The organism is Thermodesulfobium narugense DSM 14796 (genome assembly GCF_000212395.1).
Taxonomy (GTDB): domain Bacteria; phylum Thermodesulfobiota; class Thermodesulfobiia; order Thermodesulfobiales; family Thermodesulfobiaceae; genus Thermodesulfobium; species Thermodesulfobium narugense.
In genome coordinates, this window is sequence record NC_015499.1 from 661,048 (window position 1) to 676,190 (window position 15,143).

Here is a 15,143-nt window from a genome sequence, read left to right on the forward strand (position 1 = left end):
GTGGGGATATTAGATTTCTTGTTTAAAAAAGGCGACAAAAATTCTTCAATTGCAAAGGAAAGATTGCAATTTGTTTTGACATTTGACAGATTGTCTATTAATCCTGCTTTGCAAGAAAAAATTAGAGATGAAATTATACAGGTAATCGATAAATATATGGAAATAGATAAAGAAGCTGCAAACGTATTTGTTGAGTCTAATGATTCTAATATCAGTCATCTTATTGTGAATATTCCACTTAAAAGAAAAAGATAAAATTGCTTCAAAAACTAAAAAACATACTAGTAATAATTGATCTTAAATTATTTTTAATAGTTACTTTATTAACTATATGGGGCATGATTAATATTTATAGTGTTACTTATTCTAATGTTTTTTTGACGGGGGGTAATAAATATATATTTGTGATCAAACAATTTTTATGGTATTTAATTTCAGTTTTTCTGATGCTAATATTTTCATATATAGGTGAAAGACATATATTTGAAAATTCTAGAAAAATATATTTTGTAGGGCTTTTTATTCTTCTGTTTACAATTGTTTTTGGTCAGGTAGTACTTGGGTCAAGAAGATGGCTTTCGTTTGGTCCATTCTCATTTCAGCCTTCTGAGTTTTTTAAGCTTTTGATTGCCATACATTTGTCAAAAATTTTTTCTTCTCAAAACAAGAATTACATTATAATATTTAGTTCTGTTGTATACTCAATAGTTCCATTTATAATTGTTTCTCTGCAGCCTGATCTTGGGACTGCTTTATCAATTTTGTTTTTGTGGTTTATAGGTTTTATGTTTTATGGTTTTGATTTGATTATTTATCTAGTATTTTTTGCTATTTTAATATCCTTTTTTGTCTATTTTTTTAAATTATTATTAATTGTATTAATTCCTCTTTTGTTTTATATATTTATACGCCTTAAAAGAAGAAAAATTACAGTCTTTTTAATTTTGCTTTTTACAATATTTTCTGCTATTTCTGGGCCTATAGGATGGAATTCATTGCATACATATCAGAAGGAAAGACTATTATCTTTTATAAATCCATTTAAAGATCCGACTGGGGCTGGTTATCATATTATTCAATCACAAGCAGCTGTTGTGTCTGGAGGGATATTTGGAAAGGGTTTTCTAAACGGAACACATACTCAACTTCACTTTATTCCAGAACAACATACTGATTTTATTTTTAGCGCGATTGTTGAGGAATGGGGGATGGTAGGCGGGTTTTTAACAATATTATTTGAATTTCTTGTGGTTTTCAGAATTCTTAAAATTGGATTTGAAATTAAAGGATATATGGGTTATTTTTGTGTCTTGTGGTCTTTCTTGCTTTCTTTTCATACTTTCGTAAACGTGGGGATGGTTTTGGGCATGATGCCGGTAACAGGTATACCTTTGCCATTCGTCTCTTATGGTGGCACTTTTTTAATGACAAACTTTATTGCATTAGGTTTAATAAGCAATATGCATTATCATAATAGAAAATGGTCATTTAAATGAGCATTGGTTATCTTTTTATTTCGCTTAGCTGTGTATTGTGGGGTCTTTTAGGTCCTGTTGCAGAGCTTTTGTATAGATCTGGCTTTAATGCTAATGATGTTGTTTTTTTTAGACTTTTTGGAGTTTTTTTGATAGGATTTATACCTCTATTTAAGGATATTGTTTATTTATATTCAAAAAGATTATTTTATCCACTTCTTTTGTTTGCGTTGTTTACTATTATTGAGTGGTTTTCTTTTTTTACCTCTGTTAAGTTAAATGGAATATTTATTTCAGTATTGCTTTTATATACTGCGCCCTTTTTTATTACTATATTTGCAAAATATTTTTTTAAAGAAAAATTAACAAAGTGGTTAATATTTTGTGTTTTTTTAGGCTTTTTAGGCATTATTTTACTTTTTGCATCAAGCTATGATAATACCAGTCAAAATCCAAGCATAACGATGGTTTTTGGGTTAATTTCAGGAATTTCATATGCAATAAATAGTATGTTTGGAAAATATTTTTCGAATTATGTTTTACCTTTTAAGTTAACTTTATACAGGTTCTCAGCTGCAACCCTAATTTACTTTCCATTTGTAGGTTTTAGTATATTTTTTAGAACATATACCTTCTTTAATTTAGTAGAAATTTTTTATTTGATATTTTTCCCAGGCATTCTGGCTTATTTTTTGTTTTATTATGGATTGAGTATGGTTGAAATTTCAAAGGCTGCTGTATTTACATTTATAGAGCCCCTTGTTGGTAGTATTGTTGCAATAATCTTTTTTAAAGAGTCACTAGGATACAAACTCTTTGGAGCTTTCTTTATATGTTTGGGGATTTTTGGAACGTTGCTAAATCCACTTTTGTCAAATAGAAGAGTTACTTGGATAAATGGAAAAAAGTAAAGTATTATCTATTGATTCAATATATGAGCTGTTAGAAAAGAAAACTGATTTAGAAAAAAGATTAAACCAGATAAATATGTCAAATTTGATTTATAAAGGCATGAGAGATTGTAAGATAACATTTATTGAGGCTCCAACAGGCATTGGGAAGACTTATTCTAGTTTAATTCCCTCTATAGTAGAGATTGGTTTAAACAATTCAAAAATACTTTATCTTACTGCAAAAATTGTTTTACAGGATCAATTAATAAAGAAGGATTTACCAAACTTACATAAAATTGTTGAAGTTGATTTTAAATATGGTCTACTCAAAGGCAGATCGAACTATTTTTGTTGGCTTCGTTTTGATGAAGCTTTTAGAACCCATGGCCTTATATATCAAAATGAATTAGACTCAATAAGAAATTGGGCAAGGGTTTCTCGAGATGGAGATCTAAATGAATATGATGATTTTTTAGTCCATGAATTAAAAGATGTAATAAGTGTGGATTATGAAGATTGTCCGGGTAGAAAATGTCCATACTTACTTAGTGGAGCCTGTCACTATTTTAGGCTTGTTAATTCTCTGAACGATTTAGATATTTTAGTTTCTAATTATCACACGTTTTTTTTTAATCTAATTAATGGTTCTTTCCCTTTTGATTTCGATCACATTCTTATGGATGAGGCTCACCATTTGCCTGAAATTTTATCTAGCGCCTGTACAAGGCAGATTTCAAAAGGTTCTCTAAACTATTTTTTGCCACGGGGTTTTGCTTTAAAAATCGTAGATAGAGAACCAGATATTTTGTTATCAGTTTTAAATGATTTGAAATCCTTAGAAAATTATGTTAACAATTTAAAAATTTCATATGAAAACTTTTTTGATGAACTTCAAAATTATTGTATCGATCCAAAGATAAACAAAGACTCAAAAATTGTAACGTTTCATAAAACCCTATCCTTTTTGGAAAAAAAGGGCAACGAAATAATAGATATTTCAAAAAAGATTTTAAAAGAATTTGACGAGTGGGAAAAATTTTTTCAAAAAGTTGGAACAAAAGGCCTTGCTGATGCGAAACTTAAGTATTATAAGAGAAAAATTGATTTTTATGCTTTGGCAATTTCTGATTTTCTAAGCCTTAATGACTACCCAAATTTTTCATATTCTTTTTCTGTTGAGAAGGGCTATCTCTCAATCGAACCAGTGTATGTAAACGGGATTTTGAAAAATTTTTTAGACCTTCAACCTCCAAAATCTGTAACTTTATACTCTGCTACCCTAACTCCAGACAAAAAAACTTTTTCTTATTTAGAAAATGAGCTTGGTTTCAAGGCTGACAACAAGATTGTTTATGAGAGCGTTTTTAACTATAAAAAGCAGGCAAAGATAATTATTCCTCAAAATTTTAATATTGATCCAAAATCTTCTCTTTTCTCAACTCAGGTTGCATATGCAGTGGAACGTATCCTAGATGATTTTGGAGGACATGCTCTTGTTCTGTTTACATCGCAAAAAAATTTAAATGAAACAAAAAGATTAATAATGTCAAAAAAGAGAAAATATAGGTATTTTTTCCAAGGCGAAAAGCCAAATATCCAATTAGTTGAAGAATTCTCAAATGACAGTTCATCTGTTTTGTTTGGGCTTAATAGTTTTTGGGAGGGTATTGACGTTCCAGGTTCTTCTCTTTCGCTTTTGATAATCGATAGATTGCCTTTTCCTAACCCCAACGATCCTATGATGATTATGAGAGAGAAGAATGAAGGAAGAGAAGTTTTTAACAAAAGTTATTTGCCAAATGCAAAGTTATCATTAAGGCAAGGCTTTGGTAGACTTATTAGAAGCAAAAACGACATAGGAGTTTTTGTTATTTTAGACTTTAGGGTTTTAAAGTGGGGTTTTTTGGAACTTTTTAGACCTTGTGATATTCTATATAGTTGGGAAGCAGAATTAGTTAGAAAATTTGTCTGGGAAGGTGAATAATATGCACCCTTATGTTCAACTTGCTAAAGAGGCGGTAGAGCTTTGGATAAAAGAACACAAAAAACCAGATAAAAATAACAAAAAATCTCCATTGTTTGAAAGAAAAGGCGCATGCTTTTGCACGATATATAAAAACAAAGAGCTTAGAGGGTGTATTGGTACTATATTCCCATTGCATGATTCTTTATATGAAGAAATAATAGAAAATGCAATAAGCGCAGCGACTAGAGATCCAAGATTTGAGCCCGTTAGGGTCGAGGAGTTGGACTTATTAGAATATAAAGTAGATGTTTTGTCTGAAATTTTTCCTGTTAAAGATTTAGGAAAATTAAACCCAAAAGTAAATGGAATTATAATAAAACAAGGTTCTAAGCAAGCCTTGCTACTCCCCGATTTAGAAGGCGTTGATACTGTAGAGGATCAAATTAGAATAGTTAAAATGAAAGCAGGCATATTTAATGATTTGCCATGTGATTATTTTACTTTTACTGTTGAAAGATTCTCTTGATTTTAAAAAAGGAGTGATAATATGAAAAAATTAATTTTATTTTTACTTGTTGTTTTGTCGGTTATTTTGCTTTTTCAAAGTAGTTCTTTTGCTGGGCCCGAATCAAATCCAAGCTTAGAAGGAACAGTAATTTTTACACATGGTACAGCTACAGATGCACTAAAAGATTACTTTTCTGACTGGATGAAGGGTGATTATGATAAAATGTATCAGTATCTTTTAAAAGGTGATAAGAAAATAATTTCTAAGGATACTTTTGTAAATGAGTTTAAAAAAGCTGAAGCTGGTGGCCTAAGGCTTGAATCTTTTAAACTGTCAAAAGCTGTTTTTAAAACAGCAAGAGGATATGCTGAAATTAATGCAAAGATTACTTTTACTGAGAACAATCAAAAATTTGATATAGTTAAGACTATAACAATGTATGTAGAAGATAATGAATGGAGACTTTCTTCAATCCCCATTTATTTTCCTGGGTCACCGGGCTCAATGTTGCCAGATTAAGTACTTATAAATTACTTTTTTTATATCGAAGGAGGAGTTGTTTTGTCTTTGGAGTCTTTAAAAAATAAGGCTATGGAAGAGATAGAAAAGGCTTCATCCAGTCAAGAAGTATTGGAAATATACTCAAGATATCTTGGTAGAAAAGGTTTGATTAATGAACTTTTTAACAAAATGAAAGATTTAACTCCAGAGGAAAAAAGAAAAATGGGAATGCAGCTTAATAGTATAAAAACCTTCATAAATGAGATACGAGACAAAAAATTAAAAATAATTAAAGAACGTGAAATATACAATAATTTGTCAAAAGTAAAAATTGATAATTCTTTACCTGGTGATTGCAAAAATGTTGGCACTTTACATCCATTAACAAAGGTAATTGATAAAATTATAAGCATATTTGTTGGCATCGGATATTCGATATTTGAAGGGCCTGAAATAGAAAGCGATTATTATAACTTTGAGGCATTAAATATACCCAAAGACCATCCTGCAAGAGAGATGCAAGACTCATTTTATCTATCAAATGATTTTCTACTTAGAACTCATACCTCTCCTGTTCAAATTAGGGCAATGCAATCATTAAAACCGCCAATTAGAATAATTGCACCTGGTAAAACTTACAGAAGAGATGCAAAGGATTCAAGACATTCTCCAGTATTTCATCAAGTTGAAGGTCTAGCAATCGGAAAGAGAATTTCATTTGCTAATCTAAAAGGAACATTAGAATATTTTGCTAAATCTTTCTTTGGTGAAAAATGCGAAATCCAGTTTAGGCCTAGTTATTTCCCATTTACAGAACCAAGTGCAGAGGTTGATATAAAGTGTATTTTTTGTGAAGGAAAAGGTTGTGCTATCTGTAGCCACACTGGATGGTTAGAAGTGTTAGGCGCTGGAATGGTTCATCCAAATGTTTTAAGAAATGTAGGTTATAATCCTGAAGAATGGCAGGGTTTTGCTTTTGGGATGGGGCCTGAAAGGTTAGCAATGCTTAAATATTCTATAAACGATATAAGAATGTTCTATGATAACGATGTAAGATTCATTCATTCTTTCATTGGAAATTAGATTTTAGTAATTTTAATTCTAATGTTTATTATTATTAATTTTAAAAATTGTTAGAGGAGGTTTTGTTGTTTTGAAAGTTTCCCTGTCATGGTTAAGTGAAATTCTTGAAGAATCTCTTGATGAATATACTGTTTCAAATATATTGCAAAGCTCAGGGATAGAAGTTGAACAAATAGACGAGGTAAAAACTGATTTTAACAAGGTAGTAATTGGAAGGATTATTAATCACGAAAAACATCCTGATGCAGATAGGCTTTTTGTTGTTGATGTGGATCTTGGAGGAGAAATAAAAAGAATTGTAACAGCTGCAACAAATTTAAGCGTTGGTGATATTGTGCCTGTTGCTCTTCATGGTTCAAGGTTATCAACCGGTACTATAATAAAGAAAACAAAGCTTAGGGGAATTTTGTCAGAGGGGATGTTTTGCTCTCCAAATGAATTAGGTTTTGGAAAAGATCACTCTGGTATTATGATTTTAAATGATGAAAAATTTCAAATAGGTTCGGATCTTGCGTCTGTCTTAGGTGAAAAAGATTATGTATTTGATCTTTCGATTCCTGCAAATAGACCTGATTTGATGAGCGTTGTTGGCGTTGCAAGGGAAATTGGTGCTAAATTAAGATTAAAAGTTAAAATTAATGATTTTGAGTGTAAAGATTCAAACGATTTTTCTCCTATTAAGGTTAGGATTGACTTTCCAGAAGGTTGTTTAGTTTACTTGGGGCAGTGGATCGAAGGTGTAAAGGTTAAACCCTCTTCGCCATTTATAGCTGAAAGGTTAAAAAAAGTTGGCATAAGACCAATTAATAATGTTGTAGATTGCACAAACTATGTAATGTATCTTTTTGGACATCCTTTGCACGCATTTGATATGGGTAAAATTAACAATAGAATTATTGTAAGACGTGCATTTGATAATGAATGCCTGGTATTACTGGATGGGTCTGAAGTTATATTAAATGAGAATGATATAGTAATTGCAGATGAATCAGGTTCTATAGGTCTTGCTGGGATAATGGGAGCTGGTAACTCAGAAATATCAAACGCAACAACTGATGTCTTTCTTGAAGCAGCTATTTTTAACCATGTAAATATTCGAAGGACGTCAAGAAGATTAGGTATTAGAACTGAAGCCTCTATAAGGTTTGAAAAAGGTTTATACTGGAAAGATGTATCTGAAATAATATCCTTTGCTTCTAAAATGATAGCATCGGTTTCAGACGGTATTTTGCACAAAAAAATAGAAATTGATGGAAAAGTGCCTGAAAGCTCAAAAGATATTTATTTAGTTCCTGAGAAAGTTAATAGTATATTGGGAACAACTTTTTCTAAGACTGATATTCAAGAATCTCTTCAAAACTTAGGGTTTAAAGTAGAATGTAAAGATAGCTCGTTTAGAGTGAGTAGTCCTACTTATAGATTGGATATCAAAGAGGCTGAAGATTTAGTTGAAGAAGTGGCAAGATTTCAGGGATTTGATAAAATTCCCTCTACTTTGCCAGGTGAACCTATGCCTGGTTTTTTGCCCAAAAAGATTGAACTTATTAATAAAATTAAAAGCTATTTTGCAAATAACGGTTTTACAGAATCAATTAGCGACAGCTTAATATCGATGGAAGATGTCCTAAAGACGAATATAATTTCAACAGATGACATAGATAAAGCAACTTTTATTGAGAATAGAGTTATAAAAGTTTTATCTCCTCTTTCTGAAGAGCATAGCGTTTTGAGGACTTCGATGTTAGAGCCTTTAACAATGCTTTTAAAAAGACATTTGAATAGACAAATTTACGATATTTCCTTTTTTGAAGTAGGTAAAGTGTTTAAAAAAATAAACAATTCTTTTTTGGAAGAAAATCTGTTAGGTTTGATTGCTACAGGCAAAAGACAGTTAGATCCTTGGAGATTGCCCGTTGAAGATAAGAATTGGTCATTTTATTCATTTAAAGGAGTTTTTGAGAATTTCTTTAGATCTTTTGGAATAGTAGATTGGGAAATTTCTTCTGATGTAGACTACATATTCCATCCATCTATTTCATGTGCATTTGTAATTAATGACAAGAAAGTATTAGAGATAGGCGAAGTCAATCCAAGAATTTTACATAATTGGGAAATAAATCAAACATTTTTTTATGCGCAGCTATTTGTTGATGAGTTTCTTGATCTGTTAGAATTTAAAAATGTTAAACACGTTTTTTCAGTCTTTCCAGCAGCAACTAGGGATATTTCGATGCTTGTATCAAAAGAAACATTTTATTCTAAAATTAGAAATGAAATTAAAATGCTAGAATGTCCAATACTTGAAAACATAAGTATTTTAGACGTTTATCAAGGAAAGGGTATACCTGAAGACATGAAAAGTATAACTTTAAGTTTAAGGTTTAGAAGTGAGGAAAAGACTTTATCTAATGAAGAAATAACTGAATGGGTAGAAAAAATAATAAAAAAATTAAAAGATAACTTGGGCATTCAGATTAGAAGCGAAGTTAATTAATAGTTAAATTCCTTCTTTATGTATTTAGTGAGGCGAGATTTGATTTATGAATTTTGTTGACTTATTAATATTAGTTGTGGTCGTACTATCTTACTTTAGTGGTTATAAAACTGGTCTAATTGTTGTTTTTACTTTCATTTTTGCATTCTTTTTATCTTTGTATCTTACTCCTCATTTAATGAACATTGCTGAAGCCTTTTTTTCAAAAGCGCTATTGTTCAGTGGAAATAGCCTTATAAGTATTTCTTTTATTTTTACTCTACTTATGCTTAATGCTTTAATTGGCAAATTTTTGTTATTAATAGCTGATATCTTAGGTATTACTAGAATATCTAAAAATTCTTTTCTTGCAGGATTTTTAAATGTTTTTTTATCTATTTTAATATTGAGTTTGATAATTAAATCTTTAGACTGGGCGAAGATGTATATGCTCTTTTCAAATCAATGGAATAGTTCTTTAACTAGACATTATTTATTAGAATTAAATAACAATTTCTTTAAGTACTTTCCTTTCAACTTCTCTTTGCCATGGAAAAGTTAAAATACAAGAGCAACCAGAGAGCTGCGGATGTAGCCAGAAGATTAAAGGATATAATTGATTTTCATCAACTAATTAAAATTAACGATGTTTCTAATTTTTATAGAGCATACGATATTGTTCTAAAGTGGAACAAAGAATCTTATACTATAGTTTTTGGAGAAGAAAATAACTTACTTCCAACTAATATGAAATTAAAATTAAGAAAAATGTTTGCTGGTTTGAAAATAGATGAGGAAGTGGAATTAAATAAGATTAATAATTTTAATAAAGCTTTTTTTAAGTTTTGTGGTAGCACTTTAGAGGAAGAAATTTTAGCTAAATATAGCGTATTTGGTCCAATATCTTTTTATAAAGCTTTTCATTCTTATAAAAAGTTTAGGGAAATTTTAAATTATTATTTAGATGAATCAAATTTTTATGATTTTTATCTTTTTTATTTCAAAAGTTCCAAAAAACCTATAGGGAGAGCTATTAGATGTTATGAAAAATTGAGGGCAATTTATCCCTTATTAGAACCTGTTGGTTCGCTTTTAAGATTTGATGAAATGATTTATCCAGTAGAACTGCTTTTTAAAGAGAATTCTAATTTTGAATCTTCTAATTTAGGAAGCTTTAAATATCTTTACAAAACAAATGTTTATATGCTGCTTTATGATAAAGAAAGCCAGCTAGAAGTAAAGATATATTTGCCAGGCGAAAACTTTATAATTCAAAAATGGTTTTTAACTGGAACACTAAGACATAATGAAATATTAACTGATCTTGCAAAACAAAAATTTGAATCCTTTAAAATTTTTAAAAATAATTTCTTTATAAATAATAATAAGATAACAATTAATTGTGAAAGGGATGTGTATAAAAAGTTAGGTTTTAATTATGTTTATCCAGAACTTAGATGTGGTGGACGTGAGTTGTTCAAAAATAGAGAAGAGTTAAATATTGTGAATTTTAATGATATCAAGTCTGATTTACATGTCCATACAAATTATAGTGATGGAACTCATTCCATTGAAGAATTAGTGGATTTTTATATGTCTAAAGGTTTTCAATATATAGTTCTGACTGATCACTCTGTTTCTCTTTCGCAGGGAAGAGGATTAGACATTGATACTTTGATTGAGAAAAATGAGCTTATAGATAAATTAAACAAGCAGGTAGAAAAATTTAAGATATTTAAAGGAGCTGAAGTTGATATATTAGAGGATGGATCTTTAGATTATCCCGATTGGGTTTTAGAAAATCTAGATTTTGTGATTGCATCAGTGCATCAAAATTATGATTTAGATGAAGACGCTATGACCTTTAGGTTTGAAAAGGCCATAAAAAACCCTTATGTTCATATGATTGGACATATAAGTGGAAGGCTTGTGGGTTTTTTACCCATTTATAACGTCGACCTACAGAGGTTACTAAGGCTTGCTTCTGAATATAGTACTATAATTGAAATCAATGGGAATCCAGCTCGGTTGGATTTGGATTGTGCTTCGATTAAAACTTATAAAAATAAGTTTAAGAACTTGTATGCCGTAAACACTGATCTACATAATTTTAGACAATATGATATAAGATTTTATTGTTCGGTGATGACCGCAAGGAAGTCTTATTTAAAAAGTTGTGATATCGTGAATTCTCTTAATTTGAATGAATTCGAAAGTTTGATAAGAGATATTAGAATCAGAAAGCTTAGAAAAAACAATCTTTTAGTTTGAAAAATAGAGGTGTTACTTATTTTTATAAATAATAAAAATATGGTGTCTTGAAATATGATAGATAAATTATGGTGGCATATTAAAAGACTGTTAAAAATTTTAATAGCAATGTTTATAGTGATTTTTTTGCCTCTTTATTGGTTTATTAATCAGGTAGGACCAAAATATTATATAAGCTCTGAAACTCCAAGTTTTGTTGTTGAAAAATATCTTGATGGGAAGAGAAATGATGACTTTTATGAGATATATACTAATTACCCATCTATTTTTAAAAAGGAATTGTATGGTATTGCCTATAGTGGATGGACAAAAAACATATATCAAGAAGTAAGATATAGAGTAGTTGACGTTAAAAATTTTGGCAATGAGGCGTATGTTAATGTTCTTGTAACCTTGATAGGAGGAGATAGAAAGATGACGCAATATGTTTTAAGAAAAGAAAATGGTTTGTGGAAAATTGTTTATGATAGAGATTTAGGTTTTGTAGAATTTTCTTCTAAGGCTAATTGACATGAGCTTTGTTCATCTTCACGTACACAGTGAATACAGTTTACTGGATGGCGCAAGTAGATTAGATGATATAATTCTCAAGGCAAAAAATGATAACATGCAAGCACTAGCGCTTACTGACCACGGAAATATGTATGGCGCCCTTAAGTTTTATTCTTTGGCAAAGGAACATGAAATAAAACCATTAATAGGTTGTGAGATGTATATTACTGATGATATGACCAAACAGACGAGAGCTAATGGCGATCTTGATACCTATTTATCTCATTTAATCCTTATTGCAAAAGATTTTGAAGGCTATAAAAATCTAGTTAGACTAGTTTCTTTTGGTTTTCTTAAAGGATTTTATTATAAACCAAGGATTGATTTAAAAACTTTATTTGAATACAAGAAAGGTCTAATAGTTTCAAGTGCTTGTATGTACGGAAGAATACCTCAACTAATTCTCTCTAATAAAAAGGATCAAGCAGTTGAACTTGCAAAAACCTTTAAAGAACAATTTGGTGATGACTTTTATCTTGAAATTCAGGATCATGGACTTCCTGAAGAGAAGAAGTTAATTCCAGTAATAATAAATATGTCTCAGGATTTGAATATTCCACTAATAGCTACTAATGATTCTCACTATACCAATAAAGAAGATGCTGAGTTTCATGACGTACTACTTTGCATTCAAACAAAAAAAACAGTTCAGGATGAAAATCGAATGAAATTCAATACTGATTCTCTTTATTTTAAAACTTCTGAAGAAATGAAAGAACTTTTTTCTTATTGCAAAGATGCTGTTGAGAATACTTTAATAGTTGCAGATAAATGTAGTTTAGAATTACCAATTGGCAAGGTAACAGTACCGAAGTTTCCTTGTCCTGAGGGCAAAAGTGAGAGAGAATATTTGAACCTATTAATTGAAAAAGGCTTAAATCGAAGATATAAGGGCAATATAACCAAAGAGATCGAAGAGCGTTTAAAATATGAACTTGATATTATACAAAAAACTGGTTATGAAGGTTATTTTCTAATAGTATCTGATTATATTAATTATGCAAAGGAGAATGGAATTCAAGTTGGTCCTGGTAGAGGCTCTGCTGCTGGGAGTCTGGTTGCATATGTTCTTGGGATAACTGACATTGATCCTTTGAAGTATAATTTGCTTTTTGAGAGATTCTTAAATCCAGAAAGGGTAAATCCACCCGATATTGATGTTGATTTTTGTATAGAGAAGAGAGCACAAGTTTTGAATTATTTGGTTAAAAGATATGGTCAAGAAAATGTAGCCCAAATTGGTACTTTTGGAACTATGAACGCAAGAGCAGTAGTTAGAGATGTTGGAAGAACATTAGGTAAGCCTCTTAGTATTGTTGACAAACTAGCAAAATTAATTCCAAACAAGCCTGGTTCTCAAGCAACTTTGAAAGAAGCAGAAGAACTGCAAGAAGTAAAGCAGTTCTTAAATTCTAACCCCTCTCTAAAAGAGCTTTGGGAAAAAAGCATAAAGTTAGAAGGATTGACACGCCATAGCTCTGTTCATGCTGCTGGTGTGGTGATATCGCCTTTTCCTATTTATGATTTAATACCTTTACAAAGACCATCTGAAGGTGATGTTCCGGTAACACAATGGCCCATGGAAGATGTAGAAAAATCAGGATTTTTAAAGATGGATTTGTTGGGGCTAAGAAACTTAACGGTAATTGGGAAAACTTTGGAATTAATTGAAAAGACTAGAGGTATAAAGGTTGATATAGAAGATATTCCTCTTGATGATCCGAAAGTTTATGAGCTCTTAGAAAGAGGAGAGACTCTTGGAGTTTTTCAGCTAGAGAGTTCCGGAATGCAACAACTTTTAAAAGAAGTTAAGCCTGACAAATTTGAAGATTTAATAGCAATACTTGCTCTTTACAGACCTGGTCCTATGAATTCTGGAATGGTAGAACAATTTATTAGACGAAAGCACAAAAAGGAACCTGTAGTATTTATTCATAAAGATGTTGAGCCAATTCTTTCTGAAACGTATGGCGTTATGATTTATCAAGAGCAAATAATGCAGCTTGCAAGCATATTGGCAGGGTTTTCTCTAGGAGAAGCGGATCTTTTAAGAAGGGCAATGGGCAAAAAAAAGGCAGAAGTGATGGCGGCCCAAAAACCTAAGTTTGTGGAAGGGGCTATAAACAAAGGCTTAATTTCAAGGGAACAAGCTGAAAAAATATTTGATGATATGGCAAAGTTTGCAGAGTATGGTTTTAATAAATCTCATAGTGCTTCTTATGCTCTTATTACATATAGAACTGCTTGGTTAAAGGTTTATTATACTCCTGAATATATGGCTGCTTTGCTTTCTTCTGTGTCTTCTGATACTGATAAAGTTGCTGAGTATATTAAAGAAGCAAAAAAATTTGGCGTGGAGGTTTTATCTCCTGATGTAAACGAAAGTGGAGAAAACTTTACTGTAATAGGAAACAAAATTAGATTTGGTCTTTCTGCAATTAAAGGAGTTGGTAAGGCTGCAATTGATACTATATTAGCAAACAGACTCTCTGATGGCAATTTTAAAAATTTGAGAGATTTTATTTATAGAACTAGTTCAAAGTCTGTAAATAAAAAGATTTATGAAAATTTAATAAAAGCTGGAGCACTCGATAATCTGTATAAAGATAGGCTAAATCTTTTAGATCAGTTGGATGAAGTTTTGGCTTTGGTAAAAAAGAGTACCAAAACAGACAATGAACATAGTTTATTTAATGAAGCCTTTGACGAGGAAGAGCTTTATATTGACAATGACATTGAAATTATTCCCAAAAAAGACTTTGATCCAAGTTTAAAACTTGCATTTGAAAAGGAAGTTCTTGGATTGTATGTCAGTGGGCATCCACTTAAACCTTATAAATTTTTGATTAATAGTATTTCAAATTTTAATATTTCTTCTCTAAACGAGCTCGATACTGAAAAGGTAAAAATTTGTGGAATAGTTTTCAATAAGAAGCAAGTCTTTAAAAAGGATGGCTCCTTTTTCTTTGTTTTAAACATTGAGGATTTAACTGGAAGCGTAGAGTGCATCTATTCTAAAAAAGACAAGGCTATTATTGATGAAATAATGGAAAATGATATTGTTTGGATTGAGGGAAGACTTATAAAAAAGGATGAGGGATCAAGAATAATTATTGATCAAATAGGAAAAATTAACAGAAAGATATTTCATATTAAATTTTATAAGAAGCTTTGTTCAGAAGGTGCACTTATGAAATTAAAAGAAGAACTTTCGATTTTAAAAGGCGATATACCATTAATTATTCACTTTGTTGACGAAAACGCAGAAAAGCTTTGTTTGGCAGATTCAAATTACTTTGTTAATGTAGAAAGCGATATTGTTGAAAGGATTAATAAGTTTAGAGGCGTTGAGTGCTGGCTTGAAGAAAATAGGTAATTAAGAAAAAAATAATTATATAATTAAAACAGTTACAAAGAATAA

12 protein-coding genes are annotated in these 15,143 nt (G+C 30.5%); all 12 read left to right on the forward strand.

The genetic code is table 11. The features are described 5' to 3' along the window. The 12 genes from minE to THENA_RS03515 all read left to right on the forward strand — a co-directional run bounded on the left by minE (position 1) and on the right by THENA_RS03515 (position 15,098). Positions 1-255 carry a cell division topological specificity factor MinE gene (gene minE, locus THENA_RS03460; RefSeq protein WP_013756048.1) on the forward strand — a complete coding sequence of 85 codons (255 nt, stop codon included), beginning with the start codon at positions 1-3 and terminating at the stop codon, positions 253-255. A gap of 2 nt (positions 256-257) precedes the next feature. Beyond that, positions 258-1,496 (forward strand): FtsW/RodA/SpoVE family cell cycle protein, encoded by a 1,239-nt coding sequence (locus THENA_RS09600; RefSeq protein WP_013756049.1) that lies wholly within the window; start codon positions 258-260, stop codon positions 1,494-1,496. Next, positions 1,493-2,386: a DMT family transporter gene (locus THENA_RS03470; protein ID WP_013756050.1), complete on the forward strand. Its 894-nt coding sequence runs from the start codon at positions 1,493-1,495 to the stop codon at positions 2,384-2,386. Before THENA_RS09600 ends, THENA_RS03470 begins: the two co-directional genes overlap by 4 nt. Continuing rightward, entirely contained in the window at positions 2,373-4,352 is a 1,980-nt protein-coding gene (locus tag THENA_RS03475; protein WP_013756051.1) for an ATP-dependent DNA helicase, read from the forward strand. The genes THENA_RS03470 and THENA_RS03475 overlap by 14 nt, the downstream gene beginning before the upstream one ends. A 1-nt stretch (position 4,353) precedes the next feature. Further along, complete coding sequence (amrA, locus tag THENA_RS03480; RefSeq protein ID WP_013756052.1) at positions 4,354-4,860, forward strand: AmmeMemoRadiSam system protein A; 507 nt, start codon at positions 4,354-4,356, stop codon at positions 4,858-4,860. Positions 4,861-4,881: 21 nt separating this feature from the next. Beyond that, on the forward strand, positions 4,882-5,361 hold the full coding sequence (locus tag THENA_RS03485) for an NTF2-like N-terminal transpeptidase domain-containing protein (protein WP_013756053.1): 480 nt from the start codon (positions 4,882-4,884) through the stop codon (positions 5,359-5,361). Positions 5,362-5,403: 42 nt separating this feature from the next. Beyond that, positions 5,404-6,426, forward strand: a complete 1,023-nt coding sequence (pheS, locus tag THENA_RS03490) for a phenylalanine--tRNA ligase subunit alpha (RefSeq protein ID WP_013756054.1) — start codon at positions 5,404-5,406, stop codon at positions 6,424-6,426. Positions 6,427-6,496: 70 nt separating this feature from the next. Beyond that, the gene (gene pheT, locus THENA_RS03495) at positions 6,497-8,920 is read left to right on the forward strand and encodes a phenylalanine--tRNA ligase subunit beta (protein WP_013756055.1); all 2,424 of its coding nucleotides are present in this window, start codon (positions 6,497-6,499) and stop codon (positions 8,918-8,920) included. 46 nt (positions 8,921-8,966) lie between these two features. Beyond that, complete coding sequence (locus THENA_RS03500; RefSeq protein ID WP_013756056.1) at positions 8,967-9,461, forward strand: hypothetical protein; 495 nt, start codon at positions 8,967-8,969, stop codon at positions 9,459-9,461. Further along, on the forward strand, positions 9,449-11,170 hold the full coding sequence (locus THENA_RS03505) for a PHP domain-containing protein (RefSeq protein WP_013756057.1): 1,722 nt from the start codon (positions 9,449-9,451) through the stop codon (positions 11,168-11,170). Before THENA_RS03500 ends, THENA_RS03505 begins: the two co-directional genes overlap by 13 nt. A gap of 54 nt (positions 11,171-11,224) precedes the next feature. Continuing rightward, complete coding sequence (locus tag THENA_RS03510; protein WP_013756058.1) at positions 11,225-11,680, forward strand: nuclear transport factor 2 family protein; 456 nt, start codon at positions 11,225-11,227, stop codon at positions 11,678-11,680. 1 nt (position 11,681) lies between these two features. Beyond that, positions 11,682-15,098 carry a DNA polymerase III subunit alpha gene (locus THENA_RS03515; protein ID WP_013756059.1) on the forward strand — a complete coding sequence of 1,139 codons (3,417 nt, stop codon included), beginning with the start codon at positions 11,682-11,684 and terminating at the stop codon, positions 15,096-15,098. Positions 15,099-15,143: the final 45 nt, after the last annotated feature.